Source organism: Nocardia sp. NPDC059240, from assembly GCF_042753865.1.
Classification (GTDB): Bacteria; Actinomycetota; Actinomycetes; order Mycobacteriales; family Mycobacteriaceae; genus Nocardia.
Genome location: NZ_JBHZAC010000018.1, coordinates 122,515 through 146,009, shown reverse-complemented (window position 1 = coordinate 146,009; position 23,495 = coordinate 122,515). Strand labels below are relative to the sequence as shown.

At 67.5% G+C, this 23,495-nt stretch carries 24 protein-coding genes and 1 tRNA gene; 6 read left to right on the top strand and 19 right to left on the bottom strand.

Annotation, left to right across the window (positions count from 1 at the left end):
* Nucleotide 1: 1 nt before the first annotated feature.
* The 6 genes from ACFXHA_RS42380 to ACFXHA_RS42355 all read right to left on the bottom strand — a co-directional run bounded on the left by ACFXHA_RS42380 (nucleotide 2) and on the right by ACFXHA_RS42355 (nucleotide 4,349).
* A complete protein-coding gene (locus tag ACFXHA_RS42380) occupies nucleotides 2–553 on the bottom strand; it encodes a F0F1 ATP synthase subunit B (RefSeq protein WP_379366567.1) in 552 nt (183 codons plus the stop codon).
* A gap of 26 nt (nucleotides 554–579) precedes the next feature.
* Nucleotides 580–822 carry an ATP synthase F0 subunit C gene (locus tag ACFXHA_RS42375; RefSeq protein WP_379366565.1) on the bottom strand — a complete coding sequence of 81 codons (243 nt, stop codon included), beginning with the start codon at nucleotides 820–822 and terminating at the stop codon, nucleotides 580–582.
* 75 nt (nucleotides 823–897) lie between these two features.
* Nucleotides 898–1,671, bottom strand: a complete 774-nt coding sequence (gene atpB, locus ACFXHA_RS42370) for a F0F1 ATP synthase subunit A (protein WP_379366563.1) — start codon at nucleotides 1,669–1,671, stop codon at nucleotides 898–900.
* Nucleotides 1,672–2,038: 367 nt separating this feature from the next.
* Entirely contained in the window at nucleotides 2,039–2,467 is a 429-nt protein-coding gene (locus ACFXHA_RS42365) for a hypothetical protein (RefSeq protein WP_379366562.1), read from the bottom strand.
* 11 nt (nucleotides 2,468–2,478) lie between these two features.
* Nucleotides 2,479–3,672, bottom strand: coding sequence for an MraY family glycosyltransferase (locus ACFXHA_RS42360; RefSeq protein WP_379366560.1), 1,194 nt, complete (start codon nucleotides 3,670–3,672; stop codon nucleotides 2,479–2,481).
* A gap of 11 nt (nucleotides 3,673–3,683) precedes the next feature.
* The gene (locus ACFXHA_RS42355; RefSeq protein WP_379366558.1) at nucleotides 3,684–4,349 is read right to left on the bottom strand and encodes an L-threonylcarbamoyladenylate synthase; all 666 of its coding nucleotides are present in this window, start codon (nucleotides 4,347–4,349) and stop codon (nucleotides 3,684–3,686) included.
* A 101-nt stretch (nucleotides 4,350–4,450) separates the two neighbouring features.
* Here ACFXHA_RS42355 and ACFXHA_RS42350 point away from each other — a divergent pair, with 101 nt between their 5' ends.
* Nucleotides 4,451–4,738: a DUF427 domain-containing protein gene (locus ACFXHA_RS42350; protein ID WP_379366557.1), complete on the top strand. Its 288-nt coding sequence runs from the start codon at nucleotides 4,451–4,453 to the stop codon at nucleotides 4,736–4,738.
* Nucleotides 4,739–4,742: 4 nt separating this feature from the next.
* Here the strand turns inward: ACFXHA_RS42350 and prmC are convergent, their stop codons facing one another.
* The 4 genes from prmC to rpmE form a co-directional block, all read right to left on the bottom strand.
* Complete coding sequence (gene prmC, locus ACFXHA_RS42345) at nucleotides 4,743–5,621, bottom strand: peptide chain release factor N(5)-glutamine methyltransferase (RefSeq protein WP_379366555.1); 879 nt, start codon at nucleotides 5,619–5,621, stop codon at nucleotides 4,743–4,745.
* Nucleotides 5,622–5,780: 159 nt separating this feature from the next.
* The gene (gene aac(6') / locus ACFXHA_RS42340; RefSeq protein WP_379366553.1) at nucleotides 5,781–6,239 is read right to left on the bottom strand and encodes an aminoglycoside 6'-N-acetyltransferase; all 459 of its coding nucleotides are present in this window, start codon (nucleotides 6,237–6,239) and stop codon (nucleotides 5,781–5,783) included.
* A 17-nt stretch (nucleotides 6,240–6,256) separates the two neighbouring features.
* On the bottom strand, nucleotides 6,257–7,336 hold the full coding sequence (gene prfA / locus ACFXHA_RS42335) for a peptide chain release factor 1 (RefSeq protein WP_379366551.1): 1,080 nt from the start codon (nucleotides 7,334–7,336) through the stop codon (nucleotides 6,257–6,259).
* 137 nt (nucleotides 7,337–7,473) lie between these two features.
* On the bottom strand, nucleotides 7,474–7,695 hold the full coding sequence (gene rpmE, locus ACFXHA_RS42330) for a 50S ribosomal protein L31 (protein ID WP_379366549.1): 222 nt from the start codon (nucleotides 7,693–7,695) through the stop codon (nucleotides 7,474–7,476).
* A gap of 334 nt (nucleotides 7,696–8,029) precedes the next feature.
* Between rpmE and ACFXHA_RS42325 the strand changes: the two genes are divergently transcribed.
* The gene (locus tag ACFXHA_RS42325) at nucleotides 8,030–8,545 is read left to right on the top strand and encodes a hypothetical protein (RefSeq protein WP_379366547.1); all 516 of its coding nucleotides are present in this window, start codon (nucleotides 8,030–8,032) and stop codon (nucleotides 8,543–8,545) included.
* Here the strand turns inward: ACFXHA_RS42325 and rho are convergent.
* From rho to argS, 6 genes are all read right to left on the bottom strand, one after another.
* Nucleotides 8,443–10,551, bottom strand: coding sequence for a transcription termination factor Rho (rho, locus tag ACFXHA_RS42320; RefSeq protein WP_379366545.1), 2,109 nt, complete (start codon nucleotides 10,549–10,551; stop codon nucleotides 8,443–8,445). The genes ACFXHA_RS42325 and rho overlap by 103 nt on opposite strands.
* Nucleotides 10,552–10,876: 325 nt before the next feature.
* The gene (thrB, locus tag ACFXHA_RS42315) at nucleotides 10,877–11,833 is read right to left on the bottom strand and encodes a homoserine kinase (protein ID WP_379366543.1); all 957 of its coding nucleotides are present in this window, start codon (nucleotides 11,831–11,833) and stop codon (nucleotides 10,877–10,879) included.
* A 25-nt stretch (nucleotides 11,834–11,858) separates the two neighbouring features.
* Nucleotides 11,859–12,971 carry a threonine synthase gene (gene thrC / locus ACFXHA_RS42310; RefSeq protein WP_379366541.1) on the bottom strand — a complete coding sequence of 371 codons (1,113 nt, stop codon included), beginning with the start codon at nucleotides 12,969–12,971 and terminating at the stop codon, nucleotides 11,859–11,861.
* Nucleotides 12,968–14,296: a homoserine dehydrogenase gene (locus ACFXHA_RS42305; protein ID WP_379366539.1), complete on the bottom strand. Its 1,329-nt coding sequence runs from the start codon at nucleotides 14,294–14,296 to the stop codon at nucleotides 12,968–12,970. The genes thrC and ACFXHA_RS42305 overlap by 4 nt, the downstream gene beginning before the upstream one ends.
* Entirely contained in the window at nucleotides 14,293–15,714 is a 1,422-nt protein-coding gene (gene lysA / locus ACFXHA_RS42300; protein WP_379366537.1) for a diaminopimelate decarboxylase, read from the bottom strand. Before lysA ends, ACFXHA_RS42305 begins: the two co-directional genes overlap by 4 nt.
* On the bottom strand, nucleotides 15,715–17,373 hold the full coding sequence (argS, locus tag ACFXHA_RS42295) for an arginine--tRNA ligase (RefSeq protein ID WP_379366535.1): 1,659 nt from the start codon (nucleotides 17,371–17,373) through the stop codon (nucleotides 15,715–15,717).
* Nucleotides 17,374–17,495: 122 nt separating this feature from the next.
* On the opposite strand from argS, the gene ACFXHA_RS42290 reads away from it, so the two are divergent.
* From ACFXHA_RS42290 to ACFXHA_RS42275, 4 genes are all read left to right on the top strand, one after another.
* Complete coding sequence (locus ACFXHA_RS42290) at nucleotides 17,496–18,473, top strand: DUF3105 domain-containing protein (RefSeq protein WP_379366533.1); 978 nt, start codon at nucleotides 17,496–17,498, stop codon at nucleotides 18,471–18,473.
* 11 nt (nucleotides 18,474–18,484) lie between these two features.
* Complete coding sequence (locus ACFXHA_RS42285; protein WP_379366531.1) at nucleotides 18,485–19,198, top strand: DUF305 domain-containing protein; 714 nt, start codon at nucleotides 18,485–18,487, stop codon at nucleotides 19,196–19,198.
* Nucleotides 19,199–19,311: 113 nt separating this feature from the next.
* Nucleotides 19,312–19,387 (top strand) — tRNA-Arg (locus ACFXHA_RS42280).
* Nucleotides 19,388–19,643: 256 nt separating this feature from the next.
* Nucleotides 19,644–20,918, top strand: a complete 1,275-nt coding sequence (locus ACFXHA_RS42275) for an alpha/beta hydrolase family protein (protein ID WP_379366529.1) — start codon at nucleotides 19,644–19,646, stop codon at nucleotides 20,916–20,918.
* Between the two features lie 24 nt (nucleotides 20,919–20,942).
* On the opposite strand, the gene ACFXHA_RS42270 is transcribed toward ACFXHA_RS42275, so the two are convergent.
* The 3 genes from ACFXHA_RS42270 to ACFXHA_RS42260 all read right to left on the bottom strand — a co-directional run bounded on the left by ACFXHA_RS42270 (nucleotide 20,943) and on the right by ACFXHA_RS42260 (nucleotide 23,479).
* Complete coding sequence (locus ACFXHA_RS42270) at nucleotides 20,943–21,542, bottom strand: TIGR03086 family metal-binding protein (RefSeq protein ID WP_379366527.1); 600 nt, start codon at nucleotides 21,540–21,542, stop codon at nucleotides 20,943–20,945.
* Between the two features lie 9 nt (nucleotides 21,543–21,551).
* Nucleotides 21,552–22,970, bottom strand: coding sequence for a hypothetical protein (locus ACFXHA_RS42265; RefSeq protein WP_379366525.1), 1,419 nt, complete (start codon nucleotides 22,968–22,970; stop codon nucleotides 21,552–21,554).
* A gap of 155 nt (nucleotides 22,971–23,125) precedes the next feature.
* Nucleotides 23,126–23,479, bottom strand: coding sequence for a hypothetical protein (locus tag ACFXHA_RS42260; RefSeq protein ID WP_379366523.1), 354 nt, complete (start codon nucleotides 23,477–23,479; stop codon nucleotides 23,126–23,128).
* Nucleotides 23,480–23,495: the final 16 nt, after the last annotated feature.

The following is a 23,495-nucleotide window of genomic DNA, read 5'->3' as shown; positions in this document are numbered from 1 at the left end:
GTTACCTTCCGACCCCGATGCCGGCGTTCGCGTCCAGTTCCGAAAGGAACCGGTCGATCGACGCCGACTGCTTGGCCTCGTCGGCCACCGACTGACCGATGATCTTCTCGGCCAGGTCGACCGCGGTGCGGCCCAGCTCGGACCGCAGCTCGGTCACGATCTGCTGACGCTGTGCCTCCAGCTGCGAGTGTCCCGCGGCCACGATGCGGTCGGCCTCGGCCTGCGCATCGGAACGCATCGCGGCGAGGATCGACGCACCCTGGGTGCGAGCTTCCTCACGGATGCGAGCGGCCTCGAGGCGAGCCTCGGCCAGCTGCTCCTGGTACTGCTGCAACGTGGCCTGAGCCTCGGCCTGCACGGCCTCGGCCTTGGCGATACCGCCCTCGATCTTCTGAGTCCGCTCGTCCAGCACCTTGGTCAGGCGCGGGACGACGTACTTGGCGAAGACAAAGGCGATAACGATGAAGACAATCGCAGACCAGACAATGTCGTAGGTCTTCGGGACGAGGGGATTGATGTCCTCCTCGGCCGCGAGCAAAACAATGTTGTTCATCGTTGATTCCTAGTCTTTTGCCGGAATCAGAAAATGAAGCCGGCGACGAGACCGATCAGCGCCAGGGCCTCGGTGAAAGCGATACCCAGGAACATGGTGGTCCGGATGGTGCCCTGCAGCTCGGGCTGACGGGCGATGCCCTCGATGGCCTTGCCGACCACGATGCCCACGCCGATGCCCGGGCCGATCGCGGCGAGACCGTAGCCGATGGCGCCGTAGCCCTTGGCGGTCGGAGCGTTCTCGGCCAGGAAGGTCAGGGTGCTGCTCATTGGTGTCTTTCCCTTTCTGTCGCCCACCCGCCTCAGGCGGCGTGTGTGGCAGGTTTGTGGTGTTGGTGCGGTCGGTCAGTGAGAGTCGGCGTGCTGCGCCAGACCGATGTACACAGCGGTCAGCAGCGCGAACACGTACGCCTGCAGGAAGACCACCAGGAGCTCGAAGAGCGTGAAGCCGAAGCCCGCGAGCAGCGAGAACGGTGAGAACACCGTCATCCAGGTGGCACTGAACAGGAAGAACTGGGTGGCACTGAAGAACAGCACCAACATGATGTGGCCTGCCAGCATGTTCGCCATGAGACGGACGGTCAGCGTGAACGGGCGCAACACGAAGGTCGAGAGGAACTCGATCGGGATCAGCAGCACGTGCAGCGCGGGCGGCACATTGGGCACCACGATGGACGAGCGCATGTATTTCAGGAAGCCGTACTTCTTGATGCCCACGTAGTTGAAGGTGACGTAGGCAACCACTGCCAGCACGAGGGGCATGCCGATGCGCGCGTTCGACGAGATGTTCAGGCCCGGAATAACACCCGAGGCGTTCAGGAACAGCACCGTGAAGAAGATGGACGCGATCAGCGGGAAGAACTTCTTGCCGGATTCCTTACCCAGCACCTCGTCGCAGATCTGTTCCTTGACGAACACCAGACCGGATTCCGCGACATTCTGCAGACCGCGCGGAACCAGCTGCGGGCGGCGGAAAGCCGCGAGCATGACAAGTACGAGAACGGCCGACATGAGGATGCGAATGAGCATCAAACGGTCGAGCTCGAAAGGCGTCCCCTCGAACAGCACTGCTGGAGGGAAGAAGTCGTTGAGTGACGGCGCGTGGAACTCGCTCGCCATAAAGGTGACGCTCAGCGTTCTCTCCCGTGGTCGGAACGCAGGAGATAGTTTTCTCCTGCGGTTCGATCGGACATTGACGATCTGGTGGGTCGACTCAGGTCGGCTCGAAGTTCGTCAGCAGCTGTGGCAGTCACGCCCTGGCGTCTGTACGCGCGTCGGCGACATCGTCGACGGTGCAGAACCGGTAACCCAGAGGGCCCGGTACGGCATGAAGCATAACCTGCTCTCAGGCGGGTCTCAGGCGACCCCCCCTGTTGATTCGGTTGGCTACAGGTAAAGAGTTTATCAAGTTATCTACGACAATGCGTAGGGGGTAGGCGAAACCCGTGACGGACGGTGTTTCGCCGGGTCGCGCGGGGGCGCGAAACTACAGGTCACGTTCCGTCTGGACAGTCGGAACACGATGGCGCAGAAGGCCGTACGTCTCCGCGCCGAGCACGATCAGCAGCGCGGCGATGACCGTGAAGAACAGCGCGTAGCGGTTGTAGAAGTCGAACTGCTTGAGCACCGCGACGACAACCACTGCCAGCAGCAGCTTTCCGACCCAGCTGCCGAGCAGCACGATGCCCTGCAGGCCGGACTCGATCTTCGCGCTGAACAGTACCGACGCGGCCGTGGTGAGAATGAACGCACCGCCGAGGGCGGACCCGATCAGGGCTCCCCACAGACCGGGCAGGCCGGCGCAGATCGACGACACGATGACCGAAACCACAACCAGCACAGCCAAACCGGCGATGCCGTAGCGCAGTGCCGCGCGTAGCGGGGCGTCGGGACCGGGAGTGGAAGGCGTGCTCACGGGCAGCAACTCTACCCGGCGACGTTCTGGCGATCGTGAGGCGGTTTGCGGGTCGGGTTACGCAACTCACGCCAGGACGGGACCGCGGTGACGATGAGCGCGAAAACCAGTCCGGCCGCGAACACGAGCACCACCATGCGCCGATCCGAGATCAACGACGTGCCGACCGCGCCGAATGCGAGCACGCTCACCCAGAGATAGATCACCAGGACCACGCGGCGCTGCGAATGACCGATCTGCAGCAAACGGTGATGCAGATGCATTTTGTCCGGAGTGGAGAAACTCACACCTGCGCGAACGCGGCGTATCACGGCCAGAACAAGATCAAGAACAGGAATGAACATCACCGCACCCACCAGCAACAGCGGTGACAGCAAACCCACGATGTCGCGCGGGCCGTAACCCTGCAGCGGAATTCGACCGGAAGCGCCCGTGGACACCGCGGCCAGCATCAATCCGATGAGCATGGAACCGGTATCGCCCATGAATATCCGGGCCGGTGAGAAATTGTGTGGCAGAAATCCCAGGCACGCGCCCGCCAGCGCGGCGGCCAGCAACGCCGGCGGATAGGTGTCGGTGGAACCGCCCACCTCGTAGAGCAAACCCACGGTGAACACGAAAACCGCGACGGCCGCGATAAAACCGAGGCCCGCGGCCAAACCGTCGAGGCCGTCCACGAAATTCATGGCGTTCACCACGGTGACGGTGATGCCGACCGTCACCAGACCGCCCTGCAGCGGATCCAGCACCACGGTTTCGTTGGTGAAAGGGTTGTAGATGGCGACCCAGCTCAGGCCCATCACCGCCATCACGCCCGCGGCGGTGATCTGCCCGACCAGTTTGGTCAGCCAGTCCAGACCCCAGCGGTCGTCGATGATGCCGACCAGCACGATGAGCGTGGCCGCGGCCAGGACGGCCGGAATGTCCTTGGGGTAGTCGAAGCCGCGGCGCAGGGCAGGCAGCTGGTGCGCGAACAGCACAGCGGCCAGCAGGCCCAGATAGATGCCGAGACCGCCCATGCGCGGGATCGGCTTCACGTGCACATCGCGCTCTCGCGGGATGGCCACCGCCCCGAAGGCGATGGCCAGCACCCGGATTCCACCCGTGGACAGGTAGGCGATGACCGTGGCGACGAGCAGCACCAGCAGCAGCTCCCGCAGCGGGACGACCGCGCCCTGGCTCAATACGCCCTGACTCAGCAGCATTTAACGGGCCGTCACCGCTCGCCCGGCTGGCGCAGCTCCTCGGGCGACATGCCGAGCACCTCCGCGATCTTCTCCGCGGCGACAGCGCCCTCGCGCAGGATGCGCGGGGTGTCGGAGGTCAGATCGACGATGGTGGAGGCGACCGCGTGATCGGCCGGGCCGCCGTCGAGGTACACCCCGACCAGCTCACCCAGCTGTGCCTGCGCCTCGGCGGCGGTGGTGGCGGGCGGCTGCCCGGAGACGTTCGCGCTCGACACCGCCAGCGGGCCGACCTCGCGCAGCAGCTCCAGCGCGACCGGGTGCAGCGGCATGCGCAGCATCACCGTGCCGCGCGCGTCGCCCAGATCCCAGGCCAGCGAAGGGGCCTGCTGCACAACCAGACTCAGCCCACCCGGCCAGAAGGCGCGGATCAGCTCGCGGGCCTGCGGGCGCACCGAGAAGACCAGCCCGTCGATGGTGTTCCACGACCCGACCAGCACCGGCACCGGCATATCGCGGCCCCGGCGCTTGGCGGCCAGCAGCGCGCTCACGGCTTGGCTGTCGAAGGCGTCGGCGGCGAGGCCGTAGAGCGTGTCAGTCGGAATGACGGCCAACCGACCGGACTTCAGCGTGCTGCGCGCGGCACTCAGACCGGCGGCACGGGAGTCGGGATCGGCACAGTCGTAGACAGTACTCACGGCTGACATCTTGGCACGGGACGCTCGCAGCGCCACTGTCGCGCCGGGTTTCGGCCAGGATTCGGCCGTATTCTCGGAATCGACGAAGGAGGCACCACCCCATGATGCGTGCGATCTGGAACGGAACGGTCATTGCCGAGGCCGCCGAAACCGTGGAGGTCGAGGGCAATCAGTACTTTCCGATCGACTCGCTGAAGCACGAATTCTTCAGCGAAAGCTCCCACCACACCGTGTGCCCATGGAAGGGCATCGCCAGCTATTACACGGTCACCGTGGACGGCAAGGAAAACCCCGACGCCGCCTGGTACTACCCCAAGCCCAGTCCCCTGGCCCGAAAGATCAAGAACCACGTCGCCTTCTGGCACGGCGTCGAGGTCTCTGCCGAATAGCCGGTCAGTCCGCGGTGCGGCGGGCTACGACGAAGCGGGGTTTGCCGGCGAGGTCGGGGTGCTCGACGATGTCGGCGAAGCCGCCGTGGGCCGTGAACAGCGCCGCGACGCCGGAACCGTTGGTGTCGTCGTGTTCGACTGCTACCGCGCCGTTTTCGCGCAGGAGGCGGGCGATGGTGGCGGTCATGGGGCGGATGACGTCGAGGCCGTCGGGGCCGCCGAAGAGGGCGCGGTGGGGGTCGTGGTCCATGACCTCGGGGTCGAGTTGGGCGTCCTCGGGGATGTAGGGCGGGTTGGAGACCACCACGTCCACGGTGCCGTTGAGGTGTTCGAGGATGGTGGGGTCGGTGACGTCGCCGGCGTGTAGGTCGATGGGGTTGTCGCCCTCGTCGGCCAATTGCAGGGCGTTGCGACGCGCCCAGGCCAAGGCTTCGGCGTCGAGTTCGACGGCGTGCACCTGGACGTCGGGGCGGGCGTGGGCGATGGCCAGGGCCAGCGCGCCGGAACCGGTGCACAGGTCGACGACGATCGGCTGGTGTTCGTGGCCCACCTGTTCGAGCTGGGCCAGCGCCCAGGCGAAGATCAACTCGGTCTCCGGGCGCGGGATGAAAACGCCGGGACCGACCGCGAGATCGATCTCACCCATCGCGGCGGTACCCGTAAGGTGTTGCAGCGGAAAGCGTTCGGCGCGTCTAGCGACCAGCTTGCGGTACTCCTCGAGCTGGTCGGGAGTGAGCATCGGCATCAGCGCCAAGCGGCCGCGATCGACACCCAGCACATGGGCCGCAAGGTATTCCGCGTCGGCCTGCGGGCTGGGAACCCCGGCGGTGGCCAGGATCGCCACGGCCTCTCGGATGGCCGGTCGCAATGGTGCACGACTCACGGTTTCGCAGCCTTTCTCCCCACGCACATGCTCGCACGAAAATGATTGCCTCGAACGGTCTCCCGCTCAACCGCTCGCGTGCCGACGGCATCGGGCGTGGCGTCCGGATGCCTGCCGCGTGGCGTCCGGATGCCTGCGGCGTGGCGTGCGAGTACCGGTCTAGAGCTTCTTGCGGTAGTACACCACTCGCTCGCGCTCCTCGAAGCCGTGGGACTGGTGGAAGCGGTGGGCGACGGCGTTCTCGAGCAGGGCGTCGGAACCGAGTTCGCTGCAGCCGAGTTCGCGGCCCCAGGCCTCGACCGCCTCGCACAGCTCGCCCGCGAGTCCGTGCAGCCGGTATCCGGGAGCCACGAAAATGCCTTCGAGGAAGGCGACCGGTGAGGTTTCGCAGCCGTTGACGTAGTCGCGGCGCAGGCTGGCCTCGGCGTAGCCGACGGGTTCCGCGTCCTCGCTCAGTGCGACCAGGACGACGGCGTCGGGGCTCGCGGCCAGTTCGGCCAGCTCGGCCCGGTGCTCGGCTTCGTCCTCCACCGGCCACAGCGCGTAGCGCAGTGCCGCCACCGCGTCGATGACCGCCACCTGGCCGGTGGCCTCGGCCGTTACCCGCTCGATCCGCATTTCCGCTGTCCCCCGGCTTATTCGGCGGCCAGGCGGGCCGCGCGGTCGGCCTCGCCGAGAGCGGTGAACAGGTCTTCGAGATTGCCGTCCAGCACCGAATCCAGGTTGTGCGCCTTGAAACCGATGCGGTGATCGGCGATGCGGTTCTCCGGGAAATTGTAGGTGCGGATGCGCTCGGAGCGGTCCACGGTGCGGATCTGCGCGGCGCGGCCGGACGCGGCCTCGGCGTCGGCCTGCTCCTCCATGAGGGCCTGCAGTCGCGCGGCCAGCACCTGCTTGGCGCGAATCTTGTTCTGCAGCTGGGACCGTTCGTTCTGGCAGGTCACCACCAGCCCGGTGGGCAGGTGGGTGAGGCGCACAGCGGAGTCGGTGGTGTTGACGCCCTGGCCGCCCTTGCCGGAGGACCGGTACACGTCGATGCGCAGGTCCTTGTCGTCGATCTCGACTTCCTCGACCTCGTCGGGCTCCGGGTACACCAGTACGCCCGCGGCCGAAGTGTGAATGCGCCCTTGGGATTCGGTGACCGGCACGCGCTGCACGCGGTGCACGCCGCCCTCCCACTTGAGCTTGGACCACACGCCGTCGCGGCTGGCTTCCTTGCTCTTGATGGAGAAGCTGGCGTCCTTGTACCCGTCCAGATCGGAGTAGGTGACGCCGAGCACCTCGACCTTCCAGCCGTGCCGCTCCGCGTAGCGCAGGTACATGCGGGCCAGGTCGGAGGCGAACAGCGCCGACTCCTCGCCGCCCTCACCGGATTTCACCTCGAGGATGACGTCGTCGCCGTCGTGCGGGTCGCGCGGCGCGAGCAGGTCGGTGAGCTGCTTGTCGAGCTCCTCCACCTGCGCCTGCAGGCCGGGGACCTCGGCGGCGAAGGACGAATCGTCGGCGGCCAGTTCCTGGGCGGCGGCCAGATCATCGCGCGCGGACGTCAGCTTCTTGTAGGTCGACATGATCGGGCCGAGCTCGGCGAAGCGCTTGCCCACGCGACGGGCCGCACCCGGGTCGTTGTGCAGTGAAGGGTCGGCGAGCTGGGATTCCAGCCCCTGGTACTCGGCCAGGATGTCGTCGATCGCGTTGGGGGCCGTCTTGTCGGCCATCGCGGGTCCTCCCATCGGGGTGCCGGGTCTTGGCACACCCGGAAATTATGTGTGAGCTGTCTCAGCTCGCTGCTGCTAGGTCCACAAACGCGTCGACGCCCGGCCCGCGAATGCGGGACCGGGCGTCGGCGGGACAGCTAGTTGGCAGCCTTGGTGCGCTTGCCGTAGCGGGCCTCGAAGCGGGCCACGCGGCCGCCGGTGTCCAGAATCTTCTGCTTGCCCGTGTAGAACGGGTGGCACTGGGAGCAGACCTCGACCGTGATCTGGCCGGACTCCTTGGTGCTCTTGGTCTGGAAGGTGTTGCCACAACCGCAGACAACGGTGGTGTCCACGTAGGTGGGGTGAATTCCTGCCCTCATTGGGTGTCCTTTCAACTGGCTCCGGGTCGCCTGAATGTGCATGACGTGAACCGGGACCGACTAGAGGCATGGTTGCCGACGGAACAGTCTATGCGGTGCTCTCGAGTCATCAGCCACCAGGGCTCTCGAGGTAGCCGCCGCGAGGGGTTCCAGTGTCCAGAACCGCGGGTCTGCCCGGTTTGTTCCCGGTCGTCCCCCCAAGAAACTACGGGCACGCATATTCCCCCGGCTCGAGTGACGCTGGAAGTCGAGTAGCTCGCTACTCGGGAATACGAACACCCGTGTTCATAGAGTTTGTCCAGGTGAGAGTCCCGAGACGATCGGAAGGACAGCAGTGACCAGGAAGGACGCGACGACCGGGGGCCTGTCCCCCGCCACCGCGCACGCCGAAGCCGGGAGGGCACATCGGCGGCACGCGGAAGTCGTCGCGACGGGGGTCCTGGTCACCCTGACACTGCTGATCGTGACGGGCTGGTGGATGGCTCCCGGAGAGTCCGGTAACGCGGTGGGGCCCCTGAGCTCGGCCCCAATCCCACCGCGGGGGGACGCCACACTCACCTACACAGCGGTCACGGCACCGAATGTCTCCGGTGCCGTGACCGCGCTCATCCTCGGCTTCATGATCGCCGGTGCGGCAATGATCGGCGTTTTCTTCTTCAGCCCGGAGATACGGCGACGGCCCCGCCGAAGCGGGGCCGTCGTCGTCAATGACCTGCTGTGCAAGGCCGATGACCTTGTGCGCGAGGCTTATTCGTCGATCGCACCGGGTGCGGTCTTCGAAACGGTCATCAGGAACTCGATGTTGCTCTTGGTCTTCTTCAACCGGTCGACCATCAGGTCGATCGCCTGATGCGAGTCGAGACCCGACAGCACGCGCCGCAGCTTGTGCAGCACCGCCGCCTCGTCCGGCGACATCAGTAGATCGTCGCGACGGGTGCTCGACAGGTTCACGTCGACCGCCGGGAACACCCGGCGCTCGGCGATCTTGCGATCGAGCTTGAGCTCGGCGTTACCCGTGCCCTTGAACTCCTCGAAGATGACCGTGTCACCGGTGGAGCCGGTCTCGACCAGCGCCGTGGCGATTATGGTCAGCGAGCCGCCGTTCTCGATATTGCGGGCCGCGCCGAGGAACCGCTTGGGCGGGTACAGCGCGGTGGAATCCACACCACCGGAAAGGATTCGACCCGAGGCCGGGGACGAGTTGTTGTAGGCACGACCCAATCGGGTGATCGAGTCGAGCAGCACGACAACGTCCTGACCCGCTTCCACCAGACGCTTGGCCCGCTCGATGGCGAGCTCGGCGACCGAGGTGTGATCGCTCGGCGGACGGTCGAACGTGGAGGCGATGACCTCGCCGCGCACGGAGCGCTGCATATCGGTCACTTCCTCGGGACGCTCGTCCACCAGCACCACCATCAGGTAGCACTCCGGGTTGTTGGTGGCGATCGCGTTGGCGATGTCCTGGATGACCATCGTCTTACCCGCCTTGGGCGGGGACACGATCAGCGCACGCTGGCCCTTACCGATCGGCATGATCAGGTCGATGATGCGCGTGGTCAGCTTGTTCTGCTGAGTTTCCAGGCGCAGGCGCTCATTCGGGTACAGCGGGGTGAGCTTGTTGAATTCCGGTCGGCGCCGGGCACTTTCGACATCGCCACCGTTGACCGTGTCCAAACGCACCAGCGGATCGAACTTCTGGCGCTGGTTGCTCTGATCGCCGTCGCGCGGAGCGCGCACCGCGCCGGTGATGGCGTCACCGCGGCGCAGGCCGTTCTTGCGGACCAGGTTCATCGACACGTACACGTCGTTCTGCCCGGCCAGGTAGCCGGAGGTGCGGACGAACGCGTAGTTGTCGAGGACATCCAGGATGCCGGCGACCGGCTGCAGGACGTCGTCCTCGCGGATCTCCATCTCGCGCGCCTCGCCGCCACCGGTGGCGACGCCCTCACGGTCGCGCCCGCGACGACGCTCACGGAAGCGACGACCCCGGCGGCCGCGGCCACCTTCCTCGTCGTCCTCCACGCGGTTGTCCCGGTTGTCGCGGTTGTTGCGACCGGCGCCGTTCTGCTGGCCCCCGTTGCTGTTGCGCTCACCCTGGTCGTTGCGCTGGTTGTTGCGCTCGCCCTGGCTGTTGTTGCGCTCACCCTGGTCGTTGCGCTGATTGTTGCGCTCGCCCTGGTTGTTCCGCTCGCCCTGGTTGCCGCGATCGCGACGACGCTCGCCGCCCTCCTGCTCGCCCTTGTCGGCGGCGGGGGCCTCGGCGGTGGTGTTCTCGGCATTGGCACCGCGCTGCTCGCGGCCCCGACGCTGACGACCACGGCCACGCTGGCCGCCATCGCGACCGTCCTGAGCGGACTCGGAATCGCCGCCCTCGGCGCGGACGTTCTCGCCCTCCTCGCGCTTGGATTCGCGAGTCTCCGAAGCGTTTTGGCGCGCCTCGGCCTTCTCGGCACGGTTGGCCGGAGCCTCCGCCTTCACCTCGGCCGGAGCCGGAGCGGGGTCGGCGGCCGGAGCGACCTGGACCGACGCGGACTCCCCACCGGCCGGCGCGTCCTCACCCTTGGCCTTCGCGTTCCGCGTGGCCTTGCCGGTGGCCGGCTTGGCGCTCGCGCCCCCGGACTGGTTCTCCTTGATAGCGGCGATGAGATCACCCTTACGCATCCCGGAAGTGCCCCGGATACCGAGCTCTCCCGCAAGTGCACGCAACTGCGGCAACAACATTCCAGTCAGCCCCGATCGTGCGACGTCAGTTTGTTCGCTCATCTTCGAAATCTGTCCGGAGTCACTTTCGCGGCTACCCGAGGACGCTGAATCGCTATCCGTCCCGGGTGTCGCGAGCAGGTCCGTATCTGTCACGGAAATCCTTTCCTTCCCTCGACCGCCGTGTGCCTGTTCGAGGGTTCCTCCTGCAGTCCGGTCTCGTGCCGAACTCGGATGCCGTATCGCCTGTCCCGCCGGGCCGGTGGGTTCGCCACCACGTGGGCTCCGCCACCAAGAAAGAAGGTGGGAGAGATCATTCCAGTTGACTGGCTACCCCCAAGTTTCGAGCCTCAAGCCTCGAGCCTGAGCAAGGAGCCTCTGGAGCGATTTGCCCTGATGAAGCACCGGCGTCTGACGCGCACGATGTACGGACTCGCTCAGGATAGCTCCCACCTTTTGCATCGGCAAGGCAGGCGCGCTGTCAATCGACCAATACTCCACCGGCGATGCCCGGCTCCAGTACGCGCATGCCGTCCGCAATCGCGAGTTCGCGCAGTTCTTCCGGGAATTCGCTGGTCGCGAAGGCGAGCACGGTCGGTCCCGCACCCGATACGGTGGCCGCGATGCCCGCGGCGCGCAAGCGCTCCACCCATTTGGTGGTCAACGGCAGGGCCGACGCGCGGTAGCCCTGGTGTAGCCGGTCCGCCGTGGCGGGAAGCAGCAGGTCGGGACGTTGCGTCAAGGCGACTACCGCGAGCGCGGAACGGCTCGCATTGAAGGCCGCGTCGACGTGCGGAACCGTTTCCGGGAGCAAACCACGGGTGTGGGCGGTGGCGGAACGCTCTTCGGGAATCAGCACCACGGGCCGCAGCGAGGGATGCGGTTCCAGCCGAACCGCCCGGTACACGCGGGCGTGATGCGCGTCCCCACTGCCGTTTTCGTCCGCCGAACGGTCGGTTTCGGTCCAGCACACCACGAATCCACCCAGAATGCTGGCGGATGAATTGTCCGGGTGGCCTTCGAATTCACCGGCCAGTTGCACCAGCACGTCATCGCCGTAGGCCAGTTCGGGATCGAACTTCGCGGCCAATCCGCGCCCGGCCGCCAGACCGCCGACGGCGGCCGAGGCGGAGGAACCCATGCCCCGCGAATGCGGAATCACGTTGCGGCACACCACATCCAGACCGTCGGCCCACACGCCCGCGGCCTGCAGGCCGCGCTCGATGGCCCGCACCACCAGATGCGAAGGGCCCCAGGGCACATCGTCGGCGCCCTCCCCCTCGACCCGGATGGTGAGACCGGAGTCCGTGGTGGACACGATGATCTCGTCGTAGAGCCCCAAAGCGATTCCGAGGGAATCGAAACCCGGACCCAGATTGGCGCTGGACGCCGGAACCCGCACGGTGACGGAGATTCCGGCGGGCAGCGTCCGCGTCATGAGTTGAGCGTCGCGCGAATTCAACTCAGGCCAGCTCGAGCTCGTGCGCCACGGCGACCGGGTCGACCGCGATGGGCTTGACCTCGGGCATGCCCTTGAGGGCATTGTCCGGGTCCTTCAGACCGTTGCCGGTCACGGTGCAGACCACGGTGAGACCGGAATCCAGCCAGCCCTCGGCGCGCGCGGCCAGCAGACCGGCGACCGACGCGGCGGAGGCGGGCTCCACGAAGACGCCTTCCTTGGCCGCGACCAGGCGGTACGCGGCGAGAATCTCGTCATCGGTGGCCGCGCGGAACGCGCCACCCGACTCCTCCTTGGCGGCCACGGCCTGATTCCAGGACGCGGGCGCACCGATCCGGATGGCGGTGGCGATGGTCTCCGGGTTCAGCACCGGAGCACCGTTGACCAGCGGCGCGGCACCCGCGGCCTGCACGCCCAGCATGCGCGGGCGCGAGGTGCTGGTGCCGTCGGCGAAGTACTCGCTGTAGCCCTTCCAGTACGCGGTGATGTTGCCCGCATTGCCGACCGGCAGCACGTGCACATCGGGGGCCTTGCCCAGCGCGTCGACAATCTCGAAGGCGGCGGTCTTCTGACCCTCGATGCGGGCCGGGTTCACCGAGTTCACCAGGCCGACCTCGGGAAAGTCCGAGGTGACCTTGCGGGCCAGCTCGAGACAGTCGTCGAAGTTGCCGTCCACCTGAATGATCTTCGCGCCCAGCATGACCGCCTGGGCCAGCTTGCCCATGGCGATCTTGCCCGACGGGATCAGCACCGCGCAGTGCAGACCGGCCCGGGTGGCGTACGCCGCGGCCGAGGCCGAGGTGTTGCCGGTGGAGGCGCACAGCACGGCGGTCTTGCCGTTGTACTTGGCGTCCGTCATGGCCATGGTCATGCCACGGTCCTTGAACGAGCCGGTCGGGTTCGCGCCCTCGACCTTGAGGTACACCTCGCAGCCGGTGAGCTCGGAAAGGTGATGCGCGGGCACCAGCGGGGTGCCGCCCTCGAAGAGAGTGACGGCCTTCCAATCGGCGGGAATCGACAGCCGATCCCGGTACGCGTCGATCAGACCCGGCCAAGGGGTATGCACGGCAGTATCTTCTTTCCGGCCAGCCGCAGCAGCTCGTGCGGTTGCACTCATTCCTCGGTGCCTTCCAATCTCAGAACACTGGTCACGGACGTGACGGAGTCCAGTTCGGCCAACGCGGCAACGGTATCCGCCAGCGCGGATTCCTGCGCGTGGTGGGTCACCACGACCAGGCGTGCGCCCTCATCATGGCCCTCCTGGCGGACCGTCGAGATGCTCACATGATGCTTGGCGAATTCTCCCGCGACCGCTTCCAGCACACCGGTGCGGTCGGCTACCTGCAGGTTCACGTGGTAGCGGGTCGGGGTGTCGCCGATCGAAGCGATCGGCAGCTCAGCATAAACCGATTCGCCCGGGGCACGGCCACCGAAGAACTTGTTGCGCGCCGCCATCACCACATCGCCCATCACGGCCGACGCGGTCGGCGCGCCGCCGGCGCCCTGGCCGTAGAACATCAGGCGACCGGCGTTCTCGGCCTCCACGACCACGGCGTTGAACGCGCCGCTGACCGCGGCGAGGGGGTGCTTGCGCGGGATGAGGGCCGGGTAGACGCGGACGGAGACCTTGTCCTTGCCGTCCTCGTCGCTGACGCGCTCGGCCATGGCCAGCAGTTTCACCGTGCAGCCGACGGCCGCGGCGGTCTCCAGATCCTCGGAGGTGATCTTGGAGATGCCCTCGCGGTAGACATCGCCGGCGGTGACGCGGGTATGGAAGGCGACCGAGGCGAGGATCGCGGCCTTGGCGGCGGCGTCGTAGCCCTCGACGTCGGCGGTCGGATCGGCCTCGGCGTAGCCCAGGCGGGTGGCCTCGGCCAGCACGTCGTCGTAGTCCGCGCCGGTCTCGGCCATCGCGGAGAGAATGAAGTTGGTGGTGCCGTTGACGATTCCGACCACGCGGTTGACCCGGTCACCGGACAGCGACTGGATCAGCGGGCGGATCACCGGGATGGCACCCGCGACCGCGGCCTCGAAATACAGGTCGGCGCGGTGGTTCTCGGCCGCGGCGGCCAGTTCGCCGGTGTAATCGGCCAGCAGCGCCTTGTTGGCGGTGACGACCGACTTGCCCGCGTTGAGGGCGGCACTGATGAGGGCGCGAGCGGGATCGATGCCGCCCATGACCTCCACGACGATGTCGACATCGTCACGGGTGACCAGGGTTTCGGCATCGGTGGTGAGCAGGTCGGCGGACAGGCCGCGGTCCTTGGTCAGGTCGCGCACGGCGACACCGCGCAGCACGACAGGAGCGCCGACCCGGTTGCACAGGTCGTCAGCATGGTCGCGAATGATCCGCACCACCTCCGTGCCGACCGTGCCCATGCCGAGGACGGCGACGCCAATGGGATGATCCTGTCCCCACACGCCAGTCTTGTTCTCGGTCATGCCTTCACCTCCAAGCTCAGTAGGTCCTCCACCGTCTCACGGCGAAGAATCAAGCGCGCCTTGCCATCCCGCACAGCGACCACGGCGGGCCGGGTGAGCAGGTTGTAGCGGCTCGACATCGAGTAGCAGTACGCGCCGGTAGCCGCGACCGCCACCAGGTCGCCCGGGCCCACATCGGCCGGGAGCCAGGTATCGCGGATGACGATATCCCCACTCTCGCAATGCTTTCCGACCACCCGAGCCACCACCGGACCGGCCTCGCTGGAACGCGAGACCAGACGGCAGTCGTACTCGGCCTGGTACAGGGCCGGACGGATGTTGTCACTCATGCCGCCGTCGACGCTGACATAGCGTCGACGATTACCGCCATCCAGCACAACATCTTTGATGGTGCCCACCTCGTAGAGGGTGACGGTGCCGGGGCCCGCGATGGCGCGGCCCGGCTCGACCGCGATGGTCGGCATGGGCAGCCCGGCCCGCTCGGCCTCCTCGGCCACGATGCGGCGCAGGTTGGCGGCGAAATCGGACAGGGCGGGCGGATCCTCGTGCGGCAGGTACGAAATACCAAGGCCGCCACCGAGATCCAGCACCTTCACCTGGGCGGCGCGGTCCATGCCGAACTTGTCGGCGACCTCGCGCAGCAGGCCCAGCATGCGGCGGGTGGAGATCTCGAAGCCGTCGATCTCGAAGATCTGCGAGCCGATGTGCGAGTGCAGGCCGACCAGGCGCAGGTTGTCGGATTCGAAGACCCGGGCGATGGCCTGCATGGCATCGCCGCTGGCGATGGAGAAGCCGAACTTCTGGTCCTCGTGCGCGGTCGAGATGTACTCGTGGGTGTGGGCCTCCACGCCGACGGTGACGCGCACCAGCACGTCGACCACCTTGCCCGCGCGCTTGGCCACGGCCTCGAGGCGTTCGATCTCGATCAGCGAGTCGACGACCACGTCGCCGACGCCCGCCTCGACCGCGAGCTCCAGCTCCGGCACCGACTTGTTGTTGCCGTGCAGGGCGATTCGCTCGGCCGGGAACCCGGCGTGCAGCGCGACCGCCAGCTCGCCGCCGGAGCAGACATCGAGGTGCAGACCCTCGTCGCGGATCCAGCGGGCGATCTCGCCGCACAGGAACGCCTTGGAGGCGTAGTGGACTCGCGCACCGGCACCGAAGGCGCGGACCATGTCCCGGCAGCGGGAACGGAAGTCGTCCTCGTCGATGACGAACAGCGGGGTGCCGTAGTCGGCGGCCAGCTCGTGCACCGGCACACCGGCCAGCCGCACCACGCCGTCGGCGTCGCGGGAGGCGTTGCGCGGCCACACGTTCGCGGGCAGCTCGATCATCTGCGCGGGGGCGCTGGGGCGCTCCGACAGGGTCGGGGCGTGCGGGATGTCCGCGTGACGCGGACCGGCGGGGTGGGCACTCATTTACATACGCTCCGGGGCAGAGACGCCTAGCAGGCCGAGGCCGTTGGCGAGAACCTGACGGGTCGCCTTGACCAGCTCGAGGCGGGTGGCATTGAGAGGGCTGACAGCGTCGTCGCCCTGCGGGATGACGCGCAGCGTCTTGTCGGACTGGAAGGGGTGATACGCCCCGGCCAGCTCTTCCAGGTAGCGCACTACCCGGTGCGGCTCACGGGTTTCGGCGGCGGTGGCCACCACCCGCGGGTACTCGCCGAGGGTGCGAACCAGCTCACCCTCGCGGTCGTCGGTGAGCAGCGCGAAGTCCGGTGTCACCGCGGCGAAGTCGAAGGCGGCGGCATTGCCGATGATCTGGTTGGTGCGGGCGTGCGCGTATTGCACGTAGTAGATCGGGTTTTCGCTGTCGGCCTTGGTCCACAGGTCCAGGTCGATATCGATGCTGGAGTTCACCGAGGAACGCACCAGCGAGTACCGCGAGGCGTCCACGCCGATCGCCTCGACCAGGTCATCGAGCGTGACGACCGTGCCCGCACGCTTCGACATCCGCACGGCGGCACCGTCTTTGACCAGGTTCACCATCTGGCCGATGAGCACCTCGACGGTGTCCGGGTTGTCGCCGAAGGCGGCCGCGGCGGCCTTCAGCCGGCCGATGTAGCCGTGGTGGTCCGCGCCCAGCATGTAGATGCACAGGTCGAAGCCACGCGAGCGCTTGTTCTGGAAGTAGGCGATGTCACCGCCGATGTAGGCGGAGTTGCCGTCGCTCTTGATGACGACGCGGTCCTTGTCGTCGCCGTACTCGGTGGAGGCGATCCACCAGGCGCCGTCCTTCTCGTAGAGCTTGCCGGACGCCTTCAGCGTCTCGATGGCCTTTTCGACCGCGCCCGAGGCGAACAGCGAACTCTCGTTGAAGTACACGTCGAAGTCGACGCCGAATTCGTGCAGGTTCTGCTTGATCTGCGCGAACATCAGCTCGACGCCCTCGCGGCGGAACAGCTCGTGGCGCTCGGTCTCCGGGAGTTCCAGCACTCCGGGATTGGCCTGCACGAGGGTGTCCGCGATGTCGTTGATGTACGCGCCCGCGTAGCCGTCCTCCGGCGTCGGCTGCCCGGTGGCGGCGGCGACGAGCGAATTGGCGAACCGATCGATCTGCGCGCCATGGTCGTTGAAGTAGTACTCGCGGGTGACGTCCGCGCCCTGCGAGGACAGGATCCGGCCCAGCGCGTCACCAACGGCGGCCCAGCGGGTGCCGCCCAGGTGGATGGGGCCGGTCGGGTTGGCGGAAACGAATTCCAGGTTGATCTTCTGGTTCGCGAGAGTGTCCGCCGTACCAAACTTTTCACCGGCCGCGAGGATCTTCTCCACGATCGCGCCCTGCGCGGCCTTGGCCAGGCGAATGTTCAAAAAGCCAGGTCCGGCGACCTCGGCGGCATCGATGCCCTCGGCCTGCGACAGCGCTTCGGCGAGCGAGGTTGCGAAGTCGCGGGGATTCATTCCCGCTTTCTTCCCTACCTGCATGGCCACATTCGTGGCATAGTCACCGTGCTCGGGGTTGCGGGGACGCTCCACCTTGACCTCGTCGGGCAGGACCGCAGGGTCGGATCCACGTTCGACAAGTACCTTCGCCGCGGTAGCACGAAGGAGATCTGCAAGGTCAGCTGGAGTCACGAGTCACTATCCTATGGTCCGAGCAGGTGTACGCCGCGCGCGGGCACCACCGGGCAGGTGCCCAGCAAACGATGCGGCCGCGTCGTTTGATTGTCCGACACGTCGAAGAGAGCACAAAAAGCATGCCGAGCAAGACCAGTGCCAAGTCGGCCAAGGCCATCAAGGCCGCGGGCAAATCGGCCGGGTCGTCCCGCAGGGGCGGTGGCGGCGGACTCGGCGGCAAACGCCAGATCCCGTGGATGATGATCGGGGCGGTCGTCTGTGTCCTCGCCCTGATCGGCGGCATCGCCTGGGTGATCGTGCCCCGGATCGAGGATCGCCGGGAGACCACCGCGGCGCAGACCGACGTCAAGGACTTCGTGCCCACCCCGCAGCAGAAGGATCCCTCCGACAAGATCCAGGGTGTGGTCAAGAAGGAATACCCGGCCGGTATCCACATCACCGCCAAGCAGCGGGTGGCCTACGACCAGTCCCCGCCCTTCGGTGGACCGCACGACGGCTCCTGGGCGGCGTGCACCGGCGTGGTGTACAGCAAGGCGATTCGCACCGAGAACGCCGTGCACTCGCTCGAGCACGGTGCCGTCTGGATCGCCTACAACCCGGACAAGGTCGGCGGCAGCGGCGTCGATGAGCTCAAGCGCATGGTCAAGGGTCGGCCCTACATGCTGATGTCGCCGTACCCCGGCCTGGACAAGCCGATCTCGCTGCAGTCGTGGGGCCACCAGCTCAAGCTGGACAGTGCCGATGACGCGCGGGTCAAGGAGTTCATCACCGCGTTGCGCCTGAACCAGAACACCTACCCCGAGGTCGGCGCGGACTGCGCGAACCCGACCTTCGACGCCAACAACCCGCCGCCCTTCGACCCGACCACGCCGGGCGCCGACGCGATCCCGATGGACGGCAAGGGCATCCAGGCGGATCCGTCCGAGCTCGGCGCGGGCGGCAGCGGCATTCCGGGCATGCCCGGTGGCAGCATCCCGGGCCTGCCCGGCGGTCTGAGCCTGCCGACCGATTCCCCGACCGTGCCCGAGGGCATTCCGGCCATCCCCGCCCCGACCGACGCGCCGACGCAGCCGGATCAGCCGGCTCCGACGCAGTAATGCCGCCGTTCATGTCCGACGTACCCGATCGCAGCTCCGAGCCGGAGCCCGCCGCCGAGCCCGCCCAGCATCCCCGCCGCAACCAGCGGCAGGTGGTGCTGATGCTCGGCATCGTCGGCGTGCTGCTGGCCGGATTCCTGGGTGGCCTGCTGGTCAGTAACGCCATGCACACCAAACCGGAGACGCCCGGGACCGTGGATGTCGGCTTCTCCCAGGACATGTCGGTGCATCACGCGCAGGCGGTCCAGATGTCGGGCATCGCACTGTCCGGGTCCACCGACCCGGCGGTGAAGCGCCTGGCCTACGACATCCTGACCACGCAGGCCAATCAGGCCGGGCGCATGCAGGGCTGGTTGCAGCAGTGGAGCGAGCCGTTCATCGCGCCCGACGGCTACATGGGCTGGATGACCGACATGTCCGCGCACGAGCACACGGGCACCGCCATGCACATGGGTCCGGTGCAGACCATGCCCGGCATGGCCTCGGATCAGGAGATGTCCGATCTCGGCAAGGCCACCGGCACCGCGCTGGACACCCTGTTCCTGCAACTCATGCTGCGCCACCACCAGGGCGGCATGCCGATGATCCAGTACGCCGAGCAGCGCGCGGACACCGACGCGGTGCGCACGCTGGCGCAGAGCATGGCCAAAACGCAGCAGAGCGAGGCCGATCTGATGACCCAGATGCTCGCCGAGCGCAAGGTTTCCCCACTGCCGATGAACTGATTCCGCCGGACCGGGCGCTTCATAAACGCCCGGTCCGTGTCGGTTTTTGGTGCACGGCAAGCTATGCGATACGCTTTCCCCGCCCGACCGGGAGACCGGACGGGACCATCCCCGCCCTCGTAGCTCAGGGGATAGAGCGTCTGCCTCCGGAGCAGAAGGCCGCAGGTTCGAATCCTGCCGAGGGCACCACGTAAGGCCCCGACCCTGAATCATGGTCGGGGCCTTACGCATTTCCGCGACGCGCCCGACGACTGACTTATCGTGCCATCGTGCCCGATTGGGATTCCGAATCGGCGGCCCGGGCGGGAAGGTTGATCCTGCATCGCGGTGTCCGGTTGTGCAGGAGGCAACCGGACACCGCGAGCGCGTTTCTCGGGTCGAGCCGCCCATAATCGGCTGTGCGCCTTGCGGAGTGAAATGGGGACGGGCCGGTATGTTCTGATGGGTGCCCGAAAAGCAGAGCGCCCGAGCCGAACAGCCGCAGCGACGCGTCTCACGCCCGCTCGCCGGTGGGTTCACCACGGTGCTGGCGGTCGCGGTCGCGGGGTTGAGTCTCACCGCGCCGGCCGGCGCGGTGGGGCCGGAGGGGGCGACGGATACGGCCTCGTTCTACGCCCCTGCCGAGGACCGGGTGCCGGGGACACATGGGTCGGTGATCCAATTGAGGCCGCTCACAGGCGATCCCGCGCTCGCGGGGGCGCGTAACTATCTGGTCCTGTACCGGTCGATCGATATGCACGGCAGTCCGGTCGCGGTCTCGGGCACGCTGGCGGTCCCGGACGGCGTCGCGCCGGCGGGCGGCTGGCCGCTGATCTCGTGGGCGCACGGCACCACCGGTGTGGCCGATGTCTGCGCGCCCTCGCAGGACACCTCACCGGACTTCCCGGCGCACGACTACACGTCGCTGGTTCGCCGGGTACAGGAGCGCTGGATCGCGGCCGGGTACGCGGTGGCGCAGACCGACTATCAGGGGCTGGGTGGCTCCGACCCGCACGGGTATCTGATCGGCACCGCCGAACAACGGGCCGTCACCGATATGGCCCGGGCCGCACGGCAAGTCGATCCGGATATCGGAACCCGCTGGGTGGCCATGGGCCATTCGCAGGGCGGGCAGGCGGCCGTCTTCACCGACGCGCAGGCCCAGCAGTGGGCTCCGGAACTGCAATTGCTGGGCTCGGTGGCACTGGCCCCCGCCTCCCATCAGGGCCTCGGGTTGCAGGCCACCCAGGTGGCCACCACCGCGGGTGTGGCGGGCGCGCTCGCGCCGCTGACCGGCCGGGCGGTGTCGTTCCTGCCGTTGATCATTCGTGGCGCACAGACGGTGACCGACCTGGATCCGGCCCGATTCCTCACGCCCCGTGCGCAATCCATGCTCGGTCAGGCCGACACCGGCTGCATCGGCCAACTGCGGCAACCGGATTCGTGGGGCGGACTGAACGCAGACGACGTCTTCCTACCCAATGGCGACATGTCGGGACTGATTCGGGTATTGAACGAAAACGACCCCAGCGCACTGTCTTTCACCCAGCCGCTACTGGTCCTGCAGGGCCGGGCGGATACCACGGTGCCGGCGCTCGCCACCGATGCCATGGTCGCGCAGCAGCGCGTCGGGGGTCAGCCGGTCCAGTACCGCGGCTATCCGGGCGTCGATCACCGCGGCGTGCTGGAGGCTTCGTTCAATGACGCGCTCGCCTGGGTGGGCACTCGTTTCGGTCGCTGAGACCCTGGTCGCGGCAGCCCGGATTCAGGCGTCGGCAGCCCAATCCGGGTCGCGCCCGAACCAGGCGGCCATCCGATCGTAGATCGGCGCGTCCGCGGCAATCGGCACCTCGGGGCCGAAAGCCCTTCCCGGCCCGCGGAATTCGGGCTTCAACAGCGGCTTCGACCAGGCCAGGGCAGCCTCGGCCAGGTCCGGGTCGAGCGTGCGCCCCTGCCCGGTCGCCCGGGTGAGATCCCAGGCGTGCACGGCGAATTCGGCGATCTGCTGATCGGTGCGCCCGCGCAGCGGGGCCGGTCCACCCATCCCGGGTACCGGCTGCTCCAGGTCTGCCGTGCGCCAGACCTCGAGCAGCCACCCGGCGCGAATGCGGTACTCCTCGCCCCAGTTGTCGTCGAGCGGCACGGGCGGCGCGGACCAATCCGGCATCTCGCCACGGGCGGCGATGAGGAAGGCGGGCAGGATCTGGCCCACGATGTGATCGAGCAACCGGCGGACCTGCCAGTCGTCGCACGGCGTCGGCAGGAATGCCTGATCCGGTGTGAGAGCGGCGATGACATCGCCCAATTGCGCGACCGCGCGTTCGAGCAGATCGACCGCCGGGTCCATGGGTGCTGTATCGGCCATGCGGCCAGACTAGCCCTGGGGTACGACGTTTCGGACGCCCTCGCGCAACGGCATCACCCGCGGCGTGACCGCCTCGCCGCCGGCCGGGCCCAAGGGCCGGCGCGCCATCGCGCCTCCCGGGGCACGCAGCCGCCACAGCAGCGCCAGCCCGGCCGCGCAGCCCAGCGTGATCACCAGCGCCATCCAGCCGGGTAGCGCCGACGTGGTGCCGTCCGGATCCCGGTACCAGTACGGCGAATAGGCGATGCGCCCGAAACTGCTGCCGCGCAAGGCAACCACCAGGCAGGGCACGATCAGCACGGCGACCGCCACCACGGCGCTGCCCGCCGTCTTCGGCACCGCCGCACCGAAGCAGTAGCCGATGATCAGCGCGGTGAGGGTCACCCCGACCACCGCGAGCACGGCATGCGCGTGGGCGACGTCGGCGGTACCCGCCGCGAACACCGCGAGGCCACCGGTCGCGGCCAGCGCGGTCCACGGTGAGGCCCATCGTCGTCCGGCGGCGAGCCCGACGATCACGGCGAGCACCGGAATCGGCGCACTCCAATCCGGGCGCGGGACAGCGATGATCGCACTGCCCGCATTGGCGATCGCCACCGACAGCAGCACCAGCGTGCCCTCGCGCCCGGGCAGCAGCAGCGCCGCCACCACCGCCGCGACCACGGTGACGGCGACCGTCACGCCGATCTGCGCCGCGGTCCCTGAGTGCCGCACGAACCATTCGGTCGAGAGCGCGGTCGCGGTGACCAGCACCAGCGCAGACAGAATCGGGCCGATCGCCAGATCCGTGTTCTCGTCCTGGACCCCGGGATCGGTGTGCTGCACGGCGATACCGAGCCCCAGCAGGACGGCGGCGAGCAGCACCAGCCACAAAGGTGGGGTAGCGCCGGAGGCCCATTCGATGAGCGGATTGCTCTTGCCCGACGTCGGCAGCGAAGTCTGGTCGCCGATCACGATCGCCGACAACGCCCCGATCAGATAGGCGCCGGTCGCCACCGGCTTGCCAAAGACCGCCACCGCGAGCGCGCCGAGCATGATGCCGCTGAAGATGGAGTCGATGTAGTTGACCGTGGTCATCGCCCCGGTGATGGCGGCGTCATGGTTCCAGAGGTGATTGACGACCAGTACCACCGCGCTGCCGAAGGAGGCGATCCACGCGCTGCGCCGCCCGAGCGCCACCACCAGGGCCGCCGATATCACCGCGAATGCCGCACCCGCCGCGGCCGCGCGCGGCATGTTCAGCACCATGAGATCCAGTTGCAGCGCGGAACCTTCGGTCCCGACGAGATCGAGCGGGGCCATCAGCAGGAGTCCCGCGATCACCGCCCCGAGCAGCGCGGCCGTTGTCTCCACCGGGCCCGCGAACCTGCGGAACCTCCCGGGCGCGTCCGCGCCCGGCGGGTATGCCAACGCGAACTTCGCGCCCATCTCGTCACCTTCCTCCGGTGATGCGACGCCTTCCGCGTTACAGCAATAACGAGCAGCTATCTGTTGGCGAGATTAACAGGCAGGTCCTGTGTGAATTCTGAGAAGTGCAATCGGTCACATCGGTTGCGTGAGCCCGGAAGCAGCGGAAACGGGTCTCAGGCGCAGCGGAAACGGAAGGTCGCCAGCGGCGTGACGCCCTGGATCGAGGTGACCTGCTGGGCGGCGTCGCCGTCGAGCGCGCAGCCGGTCGGAGCACTGACCTGGACCCGGTAGCAGCCGGGCGCACCGGGGTAGACGGCCGAGCCATCGGTGCCGGTGGTGATCGTGGCGAGGTTCGCACCGCCGCCGCAGGGCGAGATATCGGCGGCCACTCCGGCCATGGGGAATTGTTCGGGCCCATAGACGGCCTGGACCTTCAGCGCCGGATCGGCGGGCGGGTCGGCGACGGCCAGCGGAGCCCAGGCGCACGCGGCGACGAGAGCGGATGTGATGAGCAGCGTGCGACGCACCGGGTCTCCTTCGAGT